Origin of the sequence: Streptomyces sp. NPDC059166, assembly GCF_042755185.1 — a bacterium.
Taxonomy (GTDB): Bacteria; Actinomycetota; Actinomycetes; order Streptomycetales; family Streptomycetaceae; genus Streptomyces.
Window position 1 is genome coordinate 59212 of record NZ_JBHZCI010000012.1, and the last position, 13341, is coordinate 72552.

A 13341-nucleotide genomic window follows, 5' to 3' on the forward strand; every position below is an offset into this window, starting at 1 on the left:
GGAGGATTCCTCCGTTTCCTGTTACGGTCATTCTCAAGCGGAGGAATCCTCCGCGTCACTTCAGGATCTCACATCCGAGGGAGTCAACCACCCATGCCCTCATCCTCATCCGCTTCACCTTCCCCCTCCTCGCCGACGACGGCCTCGGGCGCCCCCCGCGCCGGAGGGGCCGGCCGGCTCGGTGACCGCACCGTCTCCCGGGTCGGCTACGGCGCGATGCAGCTCCACCGGATGACCGAGGACCGCGCCGGCGCGGTGGCGCTGCTGCGCCGCGCGGTGGAGCTCGGCATCGACCACATCGACACGGCGCAGTTCTACGGCGACGGTTTCTCGAACGAGCTGATCCGCGAGGCGATCCGCCCCGAGGACGGCGTCACGGTCGTCAGCAAGGTCGGGGCCACGCCCGATCCCGGCGGCCCCGCGCCGATGCGATACGCCCAGCACCCGGCCGACCTCCGCGCCGACGTGGAGGCAAACCTCAAGAGCCTCGGGCTGGACCGGATCCCCCTGGTCAACCTGCGCCGCCCCACCACCTCGGGCTTCGGCCTCTCCGCCTCCCCCGACCAGATGGTCGACCTCGACGACCAGCTCGCCGAGATGAGCAGCCTGCGCGACGAGGGCAAGATCGAGGCCATCGGCCTCAGCACGGTCACCCTCGACGACCTGAACCGGGCGCTCCCCCTCGGCATCGCGTGCGTCCAGAACGCCTACAGCCTCCTGGCCCGCGAGGACGAGGAGCTGGCCCGTGCCTGCACGGCACACGGCATCGCCTGGGTCCCCTACTTCCCCCTCGGCAGCGCCTTCCCCGACCTCCCCAAGGTCAACGAGCACCCCGTCGTGCAGGAGGTCGCCCGCGGCCTCGGAGCCACCCCCTCCCAGACCGGGCTGGCGTGGCTCCTCCACCACACCCCGGCCACCCTGCTGATCCCGGGCACGGCGGACCCCTCGCACCTGGAGGCCAACGTCGCGGCGGGCGCGATCAGGCTCGACGCCGAGGCCCTGGCCGCGCTGGACTCCGTCCGGCCCGGCTGACCGGACCACGGCGCCCCGGCGGGTCCCGCCGGGGCGCGACCCCCTCAGTCCGCCTGCCCGCCCTCCGGACGGTCGTGCCACTTCGGGTCGGTCTCCCACTCGAGGTTCCGCTCACGCGCGGTGTCCATCGCGCGCTGCGCCTCCCCCGGAGTGGCGTACGGGCCGAACCGGTCCTTGCCCGGGCACTCGGGGCCTTCCTCGACCTTCTTGTGCTCCAGGCAGTAGTACCATTCGCCCGGTTTGCCCACCGTGCGCTTCTTGAACAGGGCCATCGCAGGATCCTTTCCTCTTTGCCATGGTGCCCCGGGCACGCTGGTTAGACTCGCTGGCATGTCTGGCCAGTCGCTTCTCGTACCAGGGGAGATCACTCCCGTCCGTTCCGTCCCCGGAAAGATCCGGCGCCCTGAGTACGTGGGGAAGCCCGCTCCCACCCCGTACACCGGGCCGGAGGTCCAGGACTCCGACACCGTGGAGCGGATGCGGATCGCGGGCCGCATCGCGGCGCGCGCGATGGAGGAGGCGGCCAAGCACATCGCCCCCGGCGTCACCACCGACGAGCTCGACCGGGTCGCCCACGACTACATGGTCGACCACGGCGCGTACCCCTCGACCCTCGGCTACCGGGGCTTCCCGAAGTCGCTCTGCACCTCCGTCAACGAGGTCATCTGCCACGGCATCCCGGACTCCACGGTGCTGCGCGACGGCGACATCGTGAACCTCGACGTGACCGCCTACATCGACGGTGTGCACGGCGACAACAACGCCACCTACCTCTGCGGGGACGTCGACGAGGAGTCGCGCCTGCTGGTGGAGCGCACCCGGGAGTCGCTGAACCGCGCCATCAAGGCGGTGCGGCCCGGCCGGCAGATCAACGTGATCGGGCGGGTGATCGAGTCGTACGCGAAGCGGTTCGGTTACGGCGTGGTCCGGGACTTCACCGGGCACGGGATCAACTCCTCGTTCCACTCCGGGCTGATCATCCCGCACTACGACAGCCCGCACGCGACGACCGTGATGCAGCCCGGGATGACGTTCACCATCGAGCCGATGCTGACGCTCGGGACCCATGACTACGACATGTGGGACGACGGCTGGACCGTGGTGACCAAGGACCGGAAGCGGACCGCGCAGTTCGAGCACACACTGGTGGTGACCGAGACCGGGGCCGACATCCTGACCCTTCCCTGAGGCACGGAACTTACCGACAGGGAGTCGGGAACCTGTTGACTTAGGTAAGCCTAAGTAGGAGGATCGGCACATCGGCGTGCGGCGGCCCGCACAGCTGCCGCCGGTATGCACCCATTCATCCGGACTTCCCGTCCCCTGTGTCCCCGGAGGCCCGCCTTGGAGTCGACCGCCACCACCACGCCGTTCTCGACGCTCATCCGCACCGCCTCGCACGAGCAGCACACGGAGGCCGAGTCCTCGGCGTTCATGAGCGACATGCTCGGCGGGCGGCTCGGGGTGGAGGCGTACACGCGCTACACCGAGCAGCTGTGGTTCGTCTACCGGGCCCTGGAGGACGGGGCGGACGCCCTGCGCGACAGTCCGGTCGCCGGCCCCTTCATCCGACCCGAGCTGATGCGCACGGCAGAGCTGGAGCGGGACCTCGCCCACCTGCGGGGCGAGGCCTGGCGCGAGGGCCTGGAGCCGCTGCCCGCCACCGCGGCCTACGCCGCGCGCGTCGCCGAGTGCGCCCGTGACTGGCCCGCCGGTTACGTGGCGCACCACTACACCCGCTACCTCGGGGACCTGTCCGGCGGCCAGATCATCCGCGGCACCGCGGAGAAGACCTGGGGCTTCGCGCGCAAGGGCGACGGGGTGCGGTTCTACGTCTTCGAGCAGATCGCCAACCCCGCCGCCTTCAAGCGGGAGTACCGGGAGCTGCTGGACGCGGTGGACGCCGACGACCTGGAGAAGCAGCGCGTGGTCGACGAGTGCAGGCGTGCGTTCGCACTGAACACGGCCGTCTTCCGCGAGCTGGGCGAGGTCTTCCCGATCGGCGCCTGAGGACGGCTCCGGTCGTCCTGTTCAGCAGGACGGCTCCGGTCGTCCTGTTCAGCGCCTGGGAACGGCTGCGATCAGGACGCGTGATCCAGCAGGACGCGGCCCCCGACCTCCATCGTGCCGTCCGGCGCGGGTGCGGTGAGGATCTGGGAGCCGCGTCCCTGTGTGATGTTCAGGGCCCGGCCGAGTTCGGCGCTCAGCAGCATGGCGGCGGCGCCGGTCGCCTCGTCCTCGCCGATGACGTCACCGCGCCTCGGGAAGGCCCGCGCGCGCACCCGGCCGGCCGCCTCGTCCTCCCACGCCCAGACGTAGAGCCAGCCCTCGCCGGGCGGGGGGCCCGTCAGCGCCTCGACCTCGGCGACCGAGGCGTAGCGCTCCAGCGTCCGGGGCGGCGCCCATTCGGGGCGGGCGGTGATCCAGGTGAACTCACCGTCGTGGCGTGCCGTCACGTCGCCGACGGGCAGCTCCAGGATCTCCAGGTCGAGCAGCCAGGCGGTCCCGACGAGCGGATGTCCGGCGAAGGGCAGCCGGACTTCCGGGGTGCGGATGTCGACGGCGCCCCGTTCGGGGTCGTCGACGAACACCGTCTCGCTGAAGCCGAGTTTGCGGGCCAGCGCCTGACGGGACAGGTCGTCGGGGTAGCCGCGCCCGTCGCGTACGACACCGAGGGCATTGCCGTGGCGGCCGCCGGGGCCGCAGAACACGCGCAGCACATCGATTCCTGCGGGTACGTCGTAGTCGTTCACCGGGTCATTCAAACACCGTACGGCGGCTCCGTACGCCGAGGGCCGCACCGGCTGCGTGCGCCGGTGCGGCCCTCCCCAGGGGGATCAGACCGTACGGCGCCGGCGTGCCAGGGCGACCGCGCCGGCTCCCGCCGCCACGACCGCACCGGAGGCTGCGATCAGCGCGCCCGCCGGGAGGCCGGCCCCGGTGGAGGCGAGGGCGCCACCCCCGCCGACCGTGCCGCCGCCACCGACCGTCGCGCCGCCGGAGGTGGAGCCCGCGGCCGTGGAGCCACCGCCGGTGGTCGCGGTGCCGCCGCCTGCGGCGGCCGGGAGTTCCGCGTCCTCGTCGAGGGCGACCGCGACGGTCACCGGGTCGAGCCGGGTTCCCTCGGCGTACATGCCGCCGAACGCCTTGGTGCCGTCGGCGGTGAGGGTGGCCGGCATCGCGTCGAGGGTCACCACACCGCCCTTCGCCGCGAGTTCACCGGCGGGGAGCTTCAGGTCGGCGACGGCCAGGTCGCTGTAGGTGGTGACCTTCTTCGTCTCGCGGTCCTTGCTGGAGACGTCGGCGACGAGGGTGCCCGCGCCGTCCTTCACCTTGACCTCGAGGCCGCTGAGCGAGAGGTCGAGCGTGTAGGCGGATCCCTCCTTGTGGCCCAGGAATCGGACCTTGCCGCCGAACTCGGCGTCCAGGGTCTGCTCGTCGGCGTCGAAGCCGCCTTCGGCGTCGGGGAAGCGGTAGCCGGATGCCGAGGCGGTGGCGCCGTCGGCCGTCTCGGCCTTGCCGCCGGCGACGGGGCCCGTGACGTACGAGCGGAAGGACTCCTTGACCCCCCAGTCCAGGGTGCCGTCGACGAGTTCGCCCTCGACGGGCGCCACGGCCGTCGCCGTGGCGGACGGCTTCGCGGACGGCTTCGCGGTGGGCTTCTCGGTGGGCTTCTCGGTGGGTGCCGCCGTCGGCTCCTTCGTCGGCTCCTTCGTGGGCTCCTTCGTGGGCTCCTCGGTCGGGGGCGTGACCGCCTTCACCGACAGGGTCGCCGGGTCGAGGGCCTCGCCCTCGGCGTACATCCCGTTGAAGGCGGACGAACCGGCCTTCGTCAGCTTCGAGGGGATGTCCTTGAAGACCATCGCGCCGCCCTCGCCCTGGCCGGGCCGGACGGACGACAGGTCGAGCTCGGCGAACGCCACGTCGTCCTGTGTGCCCTGCGGGGTCTTCAGGTCGACGGTGACGGCACCGGTGGTGCCGCTCGTGGTGACCTTCACGTCGGAGACGGTGATGTCGAGGACACCGCCGTGGGCGTTGAAGTTGACGCTGCCGTCGAAGGCGGTACCGGTGCCGTGGGTCTTGGTGTCGTAGGTGCCCTTGCCGTTGCCGAAGGTGAAGATGCCGTTCCCGGCGGCCTGGGTCGCCCCGTCCTTCACCGTGATCGTGCCCGCACCGCCTATGTATCTGCGGAAGCTCTCCTTGAAGCCCCAGTCGAGGGTGCCGTCCGTCAGCTCCATGGTGGCCGCGGGCGCCCCGGCGGGCGTGGCCCTGTCCGCCGCCAGCGCGGGGAGGGCGAAGGTCGCGCCGAAGGCGGCGGCGGTGGCCACTGCTGCGGCGAGGGTGCGTGAACGGCGGTTTGCCGACATGGCGGTGCTCCTGATGTACGTGGATGAAGGGAGGGAAGGGGGAGTTCGTCAGGTGTTCCGTGCGGCACGGCGGCGCCTGACCGCGTACAGCACGGCGGCCGCGGCCGCGATCAGCACGGCTCCGCCCCCGACGGCGAGAGAGGTTCGTGGTCCGGACGCTCCGGAGGCGGCCGGCTCGGTGGTCAGGGCCTTGGCCCCCGAGGGTGTGGGGGTCCCGGACGGTGCGGCGGTACTGCCCAGGTCGGGCAGCGCGGGCAGTTCGGCCTTCGCGTCGAGTGCGACCGCGAGAGAGACCGGGTCCATGGCCGTGCCGGGCTTGTAGAGGGAGCCGAACGCCTCGGCACCTTCGGCGGTCAGGGTGGCCGGTGCCTCGGTGAGGACGGCCAGACCGCCCTTAGGCGCCAGGCCGGCGGCCGCGAAGGTGACCAGGGGGACGGCCCTGTCCGTGGCGCCGCCCCTGGTGACGTCGGCCAGGAGCGTCCCCTTGCCCGAGGCGATCCGGGCACTGAACGCGGAGAGCCGCAGATCGAGGCCGCCCGCGCCGGTGAAGCGCACGCTGCCCGCGAAGTCGGCGTCCAGCGTGCCCTTCGCGGCGTCGTAGCCGCCCTCGCCCTCCGGGAACCGGAAGACCGCCCCGCCGTCCAGGGCTCCGTCGGTCAGGGTCCATTCGCCCCGGCCGACGGAGCCGGTGACGTACTCGCGGAAGGTGCGTCGCACGCCCCAGTCCACGGCGGCGTCCTCGATGCGGCCGGCACTCCGCTCCTTCTTCCCCGCGGAGGGCGAGGACTTGGCGGGCGCGGGGGACTTCGCGGATCCGGACGGCTTCGCGGCGGGGGCGAGGGTGTCGACGGAGAGGCTGACCGGGTCGAGCGGCGTGCCCGCCGCGTAGTACCCGGCGAAGGCGCTCGCCCCCTGGGCGGTGAGCGTCGCGGGGATCCCTTCGAGGCGGACCGGGGTGGAGCCGCCTCGCATGTCGATCCCGCCGAGGCCGAGGGTGGCCAGGGGGACCTGCGAGGAGGCCGTGATCCGGCCGCTCCCCCGGGCCTTGCCGGCCACGTCGGCATAGAGGGTCCCCGCTCCCCCGGATATCCGGACGGTGGGACGGCTGATCGTGAGGTCGAGTTCGTTGCCGCCGCCGGCCTGCTTGTGGCCCACGAAGTGGACCCCTCCGGAGAACCCGGCGCGGAGGGCGCCGCTGTCCGGGTCGTAGGAGCCCGTGGCGGAGTGGAAGCGGAACTGGCTTCCGCCGACGGTCGCGGCCCCTCCGGTGAGGCTCCAACTGCCGTCGGCGACGGGTCCGGTGACATAGCTCTGGAAGGAGGACCTGATCCCCCAGTCGAGCCTTCCGCCCTGCACCGTGCGGCTCGCCGCGTGTGCGGCGGTGGCGGGGAGCAGGGCTCCGAGCAGCACCGCGATGACGGCGGCCGCGGGCGCGCGGACGGACAGGGACGACGGCATGGGAGACCCCCCAGGAGCTGGTAAGTGAGGTAAGGCTAACCTAAGCTCAATGCCCGTGCGCCGGAACCCCCTCCGCCGCACCTCTGCGCAAGACCCAGGACGGTGCACCCGTGCGACTTCCCCAGTACCCCGCCGCGGCGGACCGAAGAACGGCGCGGCGGCGCACCGCCGTCCGCCGGATACCGGTCGTCGTCCTGGCCCTGGCCTCGGTCCTCACGGGCTGCGGGCCGTCCGCCGCCCCCGCGGCCGCCCCCGCCGGGCCGGGCGCAGCCACCGCTCCGGCGGACGTCGTCGAACCGCCGGCCACCACCCCGGCGCCCCGGCTGCCCGTCACCGTCCGCTCCGCCGACGGCGAGGAGGTCGGCGTCAGCTCCGTGGACCGGATCGTCCCGCTCACCGGTTCGCTCAGCGAGATCGTCTTCACCCTGGGGCTCGGCGGGAAGGTGGTCGCCCGGGACATCACGGCCACCTTCGAACAGGCGGAGAAGCTCCCCGTGGTGACCCGCGCCCATGACGTCTCGGCGGAGAGCGTGCTCTCGTTGCGGCCCACGGTCGTCCTGGCCGACACCACCACGGGCCCCGCGGAGGCGATCGCGCAGATCCGCGACGCGGGCATCCCTCTCGTCGTCGTGGAGCCGGCCAAGGAGCTCGGCGACGTGAGCCGCCGGATCGGTACCGTGGCCGCCGCACTGGGGGTGCCGTCCGCCGGTGACGCGCTGCGGAAGCGTACGGAGTCCCGTATCGCCGCCGTACGCAGGACCGTCCCCGCGCGGCCCGAGGGCGGGGCGCCGCGGGTGGCGTTCCTCTACCTGCGCGGTTCCGCCTCCGTCTATCTGCTGGGCGGCCGGGAGTCCGGGGCGAGCTCGCTGATCGAAGCAGCGGGCGCCGTCGATGCCGGGAAGGCGTCCGGGCTGTCCAAGGACTTCACCGCGATCACCAGCGAGGCGCTGGCGAAGGCCGCGCCGGACGCGATCCTGGTCATGAGCAAGGGCCTGGAGTCGGTGGGCGGCCCCGACGGCCTGGTGAAGATCCCCGGGGTCGCGGAGACACCCGCCGGGATGGACCGGCGCATCGTCTCGATCGACGACGGTGTCCTGCTGAACTACGGGCCTCGCACCGACCGGGTCCTGGCCGAACTCGTCGACCAGCTCTACCCGGACGGCGGGCGCAAGAAGTGACCGCCACCGCCTCCGACGCGCCGCCCCTGAAGCTCACCGCCCGGCGCGGGCGGGCCTTCGTCCTCACCCTCTCCCTGTCGGCCGCCCTGCTCGCCGGCTGCCTGCTCTCCGCCGGCATCGGCGCGTACGGCATTCCACTCGGCGACGTCCTGGCCTCCGTCCTGCACCGCGCCGGCCTCGGCGGGCACGCCCTGGACCGGGTCGGTGAGAGCGTGTTGTGGAACGTGCGCCTGCCGAGGGTCGTGCTGGCACTGCTCGTCGGGTCCTCCCTGGGATGCGCCGGGGCCCTGATGCAGGGGGTGTTCGGAAATCCGCTGGCCGAGCCCGGGGTCATCGGGATCTCCTCCGGGGCCGCGGTCGGAGCCGTCGCCTCGATCGCGCTCGGAGCGACGTTCCTCGGCAACTGGACGATCACCGCCTGCGCCTTCGTCTCCGGTCTCGCCACCGTGCTGCTCGTCTACGTCCTCTCACGTTCAGGAGGCCGTACCGAGGTGGTGACGCTGGTCCTCACCGGGATCGCCGTCAACGCCTTCGCCGGTGCCCTGATCGGCCTGTTCATCTTCTTCGCCGACAACGCGCAGATCAGCCAGATCACCTTCTGGCAGCTCGGCTCGCTGTCCCAGGCGACCTGGCCGAAGGTGCTGGCCGTGCTTCCCTGCGCGGCGGCGGGTCTCCTGGTCGCGCCCTTCCACGCCAGGAAGCTCGACCTGCTCGCGCTGGGCGAGCGGCCCGCCCGCCACCTCGGGGTCGACGTGGAGCGGCTGCGGATCGTGCTCGTCCTCGTCGTTGCGCTGCTGACCGCCGCGGCGGTGGCCGTCGCCGGGATCATCTCCTTCGTGGGACTGCTCGTCCCGCACCTGCTGCGGATGGCCGCCGGTCCGGGGCACCGCTTCCTCGTCCCGGGCAGCGCGCTGGGAGGCGCGCTGGTGCTGGTGGCGGGCGATCTCGCGGCACGCACCGTCGCCGCCCCCGCCGAACTGCCGCTCGGGGTGCTGACCGCGCTCCTGGGCAGCCCGTTCTTCTTCTGGCTGCTGCGCAGGACCCGTCGCAGACAAGGTGATTGGGCATGAATCCCTTCACGGCACTGCTCTCCTCCCGTGCGCGGGAGCTCCCCTCTCCTCCGAAGCCGGGGTCGACAGCGGCCGAACTGGTCTCCGTCCGAGTCGGGCTCGGCGGCAGACCGGTCCTGGACGGCGTGGATCTCACCGTGCGGACGGGTGAGGTGCTCGCCCTCGTGGGACCGAACGGCGCGGGGAAGTCGACCCTGCTGGCGGCGCTCGCCGCAGACCTGTCCGTGGACAGCGGCGAGGTGCGGGTGGACGGCCGGCCCGCGACCGGATGGCAGGCCGCCGAACTGGCCCTGCGCCGCGCGGTCCTGCCGCAGTCCGCCGCGCTCGCCTTCCCCTTCTCCGTCGAGGAGGTCGTACGGATGGGGCGGGCGCCCTGGGCCGGGACTCCCCGCGAGCCCGAGGACGACGCAGCGGTGGCGGCGGCGCTGGCCGCGACGGAGGTGGCGGAGTTCGCCTCACGCCCCTTCTCCGCGCTGTCCGGTGGTGAGCGCGCCCGGGTCGCACTGGCCCGGGTGCTGGCCCAGCGTGCCCCGCTGCTGCTGCTGGACGAACCCACGGCCGCCCTGGACCTGCGCCACCAGGAACTGGTGCTGGGCATCTGCCGCGAACGGGCCGCCGCGGGCGACGCGGTGGTCGTCGTGCTGCACGACCTCGGTCTCGCCGCCGCCTACGCGGACCGGGCGCTGGTGCTGAGGGACGGCCGGGTCGCGGCCGCCGGGCCGCCCTCCGAGGTGTTCACAGGTGAACTGCTCGGCGAGGTGTACCGGCAGCCGGTGGACGTCTTCCCGCACCCGCGGACGGGGGTGCCCCTCGTCGTCCCCCGGCGCCCTTCCTGAGCGTCACGGCGCCCATGTCACGGTTGGGTGCCGCATCCCGGGCCGGGGCTCGGGCGGTTCGCCGCCCCGGTAGGGTTCAGGCGGTCAGTGCGGACGACGGATCAGAAGGCGCAGAAGGCAAGGGATGAGAAGGCTGGGGCGGCTGGCGGCGGGGCTCGGGACGGCGACGGTACTGGTCGTGACGGCGAGCGGCTGCGTGACGGTACACGGTGAACTCGAAGTCGTGCCCGCGGCGACGAAGTCCGAGGCCGCGCAGGCCCTGGAGGACTTCACCGCCGCCTACAACGCGGCGGACAAGGCGTACGATCCCGCGCTCGACGAGGACCGGGTGACCGGTTCGCTCGGCGCGATCAACCAGGCCGGTCTGACCGCGCGGCGCAAGAACAACCCGCAGGGCAACGCCGAGCACACGCCGCTGGAACTGACGGACGCCTCGTACGTCGTTCCGAAGAAGGCGGGCTGGCCGCGCTGGTTCCTCGCCGACACGGACTCCAACCGCGACCAGGACGGCGGGAAGCTGGACACCCGCTGGCTGCTGACGTTCGTACGCACCGGCCCTGACGCGCCGTGGAAGGTCTCCTACCTGGCGGTCGTCCCCCCGTCGGAGATCCCGAAGTTCCGCGTGGACCCCGACGGCTTCGCCCGGCCGCTGCCCTCCGCGGACGCGGACGACGCGCTGGCCACCCCTCCCGCGGATCTGAGCGGCACCTACACCGGCTACCTGAAGGAAGGCGCCCCCGACGTGTTCGCCCCGGGTTCGATGACCTCCGGGTGGCGTGAGGCACGGAGGACCACCCGCCGGGCGGGCTTCTCCTACCAGTACGACGACCAGCGGCTGGACTCCGGGACGTTCGCACCGCTGGGGCTGACGACGGAGGACGGCGGGGCGCTCGTCTTCTTCAGCAGCAAGCACTTCGAACGGCAGACGGCGGCGCAGGGCCTGCGGCCCACGGTGACCGACGACGTGCGGGCGCTGCTGACCGGCGAGGTGACGAGCACCCTCACCAAGGAGCGTGTCTCCAGCCAGCTGGCGTACGTCCCGCCGAAGGGGGCGGGTGCCACGGACGGCAAGGTGCGCCTGCTGAACCGGCTGCCCGGACTGATCGCGGCACAGGGTTCATGACCGCCGGGCGGCGCCCCGCTGACGCCCGGGCTCAGGCGCCCGGCTGACGCTCAGCGGCTCAGGGGCCAGGCGACCGAGTCGTGGTCGAGGTCGCTGTCACCGGCGGCGTCCGCGTACTGCGCGCAGGCGTCGGTGAGCGACTCCAGGAGGGTCAGCGGGTCGGGCAGGGGGTTCTCCGGGCCTCGGATCCAGTGGACGTCCAGCTCGCCGGGGAGCCGTGCGGGAGGTACGAGGACATAGCTGCCGCGGCAGTGCCAGCGCAGGCCGGGATGCTCATCCATGGTCTCCGGGTGGCAGTCCAGCTCACAGGGCCACCACTCGTCCTCGTCCTCGGGGGTACCCCGGGTGGCGGTGAAGAAGAGCATCCGGTCGGCGCCCGACAGCGCGACGGGCCCCACCTCGACCCCGGCGGCGAGGAGACGGTCGAGGGCCGCACGGCCGGCGGCGAGCGGGACGTCGAGCACGTCGTGGATGGTCCCGGTCGCGGTGATGAAGTTGGCCGACGGCTGGCCTGCCGCCCACCGCTCGATCTGCGCGGGATCGGTCGTCGACTGGGTCTGCCAGGCGAAGGACACGGGGTGCCGCGCGGGTGTCGGACAGCCGATGCGTTCGCACGAACACCGGTATCCCGACGGGTACGCGGCGGGCGCGATCGGCATTCCTGCCTCGGCGACGGCCAGGAGCAGCCCCAGCCGGGCCGCGTCGTCGGCCTCCGGCTTCTGTCTGGGCCGCCTGCGCAGCCACTGGGAGAACCTGCCCTCTGAGCCGCGACTGCGGCCGGAATCGGCGCCCATCTATCCCCTCACCTCAGCGGTTACCCCTCCATCGTCGCACCATCCTGCTCCTCGGGTGGCCAGAGTTCCCAAGCGGGGTGTCCGGGCGGCCGTGCGGGGGCCGTCACGCCGGGGCGAAATATCACGAAATGCATCACGAGTCACACGTCCCGGCCGCGAGCCCCCGGAACGGCGTGCCGGAAGCGGCGTCCACGCACACCCGGGCCGGGACAAGCGCCCTGAGCAGCCCGCGGAGGGCCGGCGGGGTGGTCAGGAGCTCCACCGCGCCCCCGCGGCCCGGCGTCCTCGCGCGGGCCGGCCGCTCCCGGCGTCACATGGTCGTGTGACATACGACCGAAGTTATGGTTCGAGCAGTTTTTCGACGAATTGCGCGCCCGGGCCGTCGGCACCCCGCCGGCGACGAGCGCTGCGCCGCCCCTCGGCCGCGGGACGTGCCGGGGCGGCGTCGCGCACCGGCCCCGGGACCCACGGTCCGCGGCCGTCGTCCCACCCCCGCGGCACGGCCGGGGACCGACGAACCACCCGAACGGATCACAGCGCGGCGGCCCGGCGCGGCGCACCATGAACTCACGCACACACCCCGTGCGCGTCCCACCGTTCCGCGGCAGCGTCCGCCGTTCGCGAGGAGCCTGCATTGAACCGTGACGCCACCCCTCGTCGCTACCTGATGTGCGCCCCGGCCCACTTCGAGGTGACCTACTCCATCAACCCCTGGATGGACCCGTCGAAGCCCGTTGACCTGCGCCTGGCCACCACCCAGTGGGAGGACCTGCGCGACCGCTACCGGGCGCTCGGCCACACCGTGGAGCTGCTCACTCCGCGCCCCGACCTGCCGGACATGGTCTTCGCCGCGAACGGGGCCACCGTGATCGACGGCCGTGTGCTCGGCGCGCTCTTCGCCTACCGGGAGCGTTACGCCGAGGCCGGGGCGCACCGGGAATGGTTCCTGGCCAACGGTTTCACCGACGTCCACGAACCGGCCCATGTCAACGAGGGCGAGGGCGACTTCGCGGTGACCGCCTCGTACATCCTGGCGGGGCGCGGCTTCCGGTCCAGCCCGCTCTCCCACGGTGAGGCCCAGGAGTTCTTCGGGCGCCCGGTGATCGGCCTGGATCTGGTGGACCCGCGCTACTACCACCTGGACACGGCGCTGTGCGTGCTCGACGACGCGGCCGACGAGATCATGTACTACCCCGCCGCGTTCTCCCCCGGCAGCCGCTCCGTGCTGGCCCGGCTCTTCCCCGACGCGCTGCTGGCCGAGGAGGCGGACGCCGCGCGGCTCGGCCTCAACGCGGTCAGCGACGGACGCCATGTGCTGCTGCCGCAGGCCGCGGTGGGCCTGCTGGACCCGCTGCGGGACCGGGGCTTCGAACCGGTCCCGATGGACCTGGGCGAACTGCTCAAGGGCGGCGGCAGCGTGAAGTGCTGCACCCAGGAGCTGCGGAACAGTCCGTAGGCACCCTCACAGGACCTGCACGGGCAG

The 13341-nt window shown here is 72.6% G+C and carries 12 protein-coding genes and 1 pseudogene; 8 read left to right on the forward strand and 5 right to left on the reverse strand.

Annotated features, from left to right (window positions below):
- Nucleotides 1-93 precede the first annotated feature (93 nt).
- Nucleotides 94-1032, forward strand: coding sequence for an aldo/keto reductase (locus ACFXOA_RS11630; protein ID WP_385025260.1), 939 nt, complete (start codon nucleotides 94-96; stop codon nucleotides 1030-1032).
- A gap of 44 nt (nucleotides 1033-1076) precedes the next feature.
- On the opposite strand, the gene ACFXOA_RS11635 is transcribed toward ACFXOA_RS11630, so the two are convergent.
- Nucleotides 1077-1304, reverse strand: coding sequence for a hypothetical protein (locus ACFXOA_RS11635; protein ID WP_385025263.1), 228 nt, complete (start codon nucleotides 1302-1304; stop codon nucleotides 1077-1079).
- A 58-nt stretch (nucleotides 1305-1362) separates the two neighbouring features.
- On the opposite strand from ACFXOA_RS11635, the gene map reads away from it, so the two are divergent.
- A complete protein-coding gene (gene map, locus ACFXOA_RS11640; protein WP_385025266.1) occupies nucleotides 1363-2220 on the forward strand; it encodes a type I methionyl aminopeptidase in 858 nt (285 codons plus the stop codon).
- Between the two features lie 156 nt (nucleotides 2221-2376).
- Nucleotides 2377-3042: a heme oxygenase (biliverdin-producing) gene (locus ACFXOA_RS11645; protein WP_385025268.1), complete on the forward strand. Its 666-nt coding sequence runs from the start codon at nucleotides 2377-2379 to the stop codon at nucleotides 3040-3042.
- 71 nt (nucleotides 3043-3113) lie between these two features.
- Here the strand turns inward: ACFXOA_RS11645 and ACFXOA_RS11650 are convergent, their stop codons facing one another.
- The 3 genes from ACFXOA_RS11650 to ACFXOA_RS11660 form a co-directional block, all read right to left on the reverse strand.
- The gene (locus ACFXOA_RS11650; RefSeq protein WP_385025271.1) at nucleotides 3114-3785 is read right to left on the reverse strand and encodes a PhzF family phenazine biosynthesis protein; all 672 of its coding nucleotides are present in this window, start codon (nucleotides 3783-3785) and stop codon (nucleotides 3114-3116) included.
- Nucleotides 3786-3869: 84 nt separating this feature from the next.
- On the reverse strand, nucleotides 3870-5399 hold the full coding sequence (locus ACFXOA_RS11655) for an HtaA domain-containing protein (RefSeq protein ID WP_385025274.1): 1530 nt from the start codon (nucleotides 5397-5399) through the stop codon (nucleotides 3870-3872).
- A 48-nt stretch (nucleotides 5400-5447) separates the two neighbouring features.
- Complete coding sequence (locus ACFXOA_RS11660) at nucleotides 5448-6857, reverse strand: HtaA domain-containing protein (RefSeq protein WP_385025277.1); 1410 nt, start codon at nucleotides 6855-6857, stop codon at nucleotides 5448-5450.
- Nucleotides 6858-6940: 83 nt separating this feature from the next.
- Here ACFXOA_RS11660 and ACFXOA_RS11665 point away from each other — a divergent pair, with 83 nt between their 5' ends.
- From ACFXOA_RS11665 to ACFXOA_RS11680, 4 genes are all read left to right on the forward strand, one after another.
- Nucleotides 6941-8035, forward strand: a complete 1095-nt coding sequence (locus ACFXOA_RS11665) for a hemin ABC transporter substrate-binding protein (RefSeq protein ID WP_385025534.1) — start codon at nucleotides 6941-6943, stop codon at nucleotides 8033-8035.
- Nucleotides 8032-9105 carry a FecCD family ABC transporter permease gene (locus ACFXOA_RS11670; protein ID WP_385025280.1) on the forward strand — a complete coding sequence of 358 codons (1074 nt, stop codon included), beginning with the start codon at nucleotides 8032-8034 and terminating at the stop codon, nucleotides 9103-9105. Before ACFXOA_RS11665 ends, ACFXOA_RS11670 begins: the two co-directional genes overlap by 4 nt.
- Complete coding sequence (locus tag ACFXOA_RS11675) at nucleotides 9102-9941, forward strand: heme ABC transporter ATP-binding protein (protein ID WP_385025282.1); 840 nt, start codon at nucleotides 9102-9104, stop codon at nucleotides 9939-9941. The genes ACFXOA_RS11670 and ACFXOA_RS11675 overlap by 4 nt, the downstream gene beginning before the upstream one ends.
- A 124-nt stretch (nucleotides 9942-10065) precedes the next feature.
- On the forward strand, nucleotides 10066-11064 hold the full coding sequence (locus ACFXOA_RS11680; protein WP_385025285.1) for a hypothetical protein: 999 nt from the start codon (nucleotides 10066-10068) through the stop codon (nucleotides 11062-11064).
- A 50-nt stretch (nucleotides 11065-11114) separates the two neighbouring features.
- Here ACFXOA_RS11680 and ACFXOA_RS11685 read toward each other — a convergent pair whose 3' ends face one another.
- Nucleotides 11115-11858, reverse strand: a complete 744-nt coding sequence (locus ACFXOA_RS11685) for a bifunctional DNA primase/polymerase (protein ID WP_385025288.1) — start codon at nucleotides 11856-11858, stop codon at nucleotides 11115-11117.
- Between the two features lie 613 nt (nucleotides 11859-12471).
- Here ACFXOA_RS11685 and ddaH point away from each other — a divergent pair.
- A pseudogene (gene ddaH, locus ACFXOA_RS11690) lies at nucleotides 12472-13314 on the forward strand (dimethylargininase); the annotation flags it as partial.
- Nucleotides 13315-13341 lie beyond the last annotated feature (27 nt).

Bases quoted from the DNA above. Each gene is read 5' to 3' on its own strand.
- ACFXOA_RS11630 (WP_385025260.1), top strand. From the start codon at position 94: ATGCCCTCATCCTCATCCGCTTCACCTTCCCCCTCCTCGCCGACGACG.
- ACFXOA_RS11635 (WP_385025263.1), bottom strand. From the start codon at position 1,304: ATGGCCCTGTTCAAGAAGCGCACGGTGGGCAAACCGGGCGAATGGTAC.
- map (WP_385025266.1), top strand. From the start codon at position 1,363: ATGTCTGGCCAGTCGCTTCTCGTACCAGGGGAGATCACTCCCGTCCGT.
- ACFXOA_RS11655 (WP_385025274.1), bottom strand. From the start codon at position 5,399: ATGTCGGCAAACCGCCGTTCACGCACCCTCGCCGCAGCAGTGGCCACC.
- ACFXOA_RS11660 (WP_385025277.1), bottom strand. From the start codon at position 6,857: ATGCCGTCGTCCCTGTCCGTCCGCGCGCCCGCGGCCGCCGTCATCGCG.
- ACFXOA_RS11675 (WP_385025282.1), top strand. From the start codon at position 9,102: ATGAATCCCTTCACGGCACTGCTCTCCTCCCGTGCGCGGGAGCTCCCC.
- ACFXOA_RS11680 (WP_385025285.1), top strand. From the start codon at position 10,066: ATGAGAAGGCTGGGGCGGCTGGCGGCGGGGCTCGGGACGGCGACGGTA.
- ACFXOA_RS11685 (WP_385025288.1), bottom strand. From the start codon at position 11,858: ATGGGCGCCGATTCCGGCCGCAGTCGCGGCTCAGAGGGCAGGTTCTCC.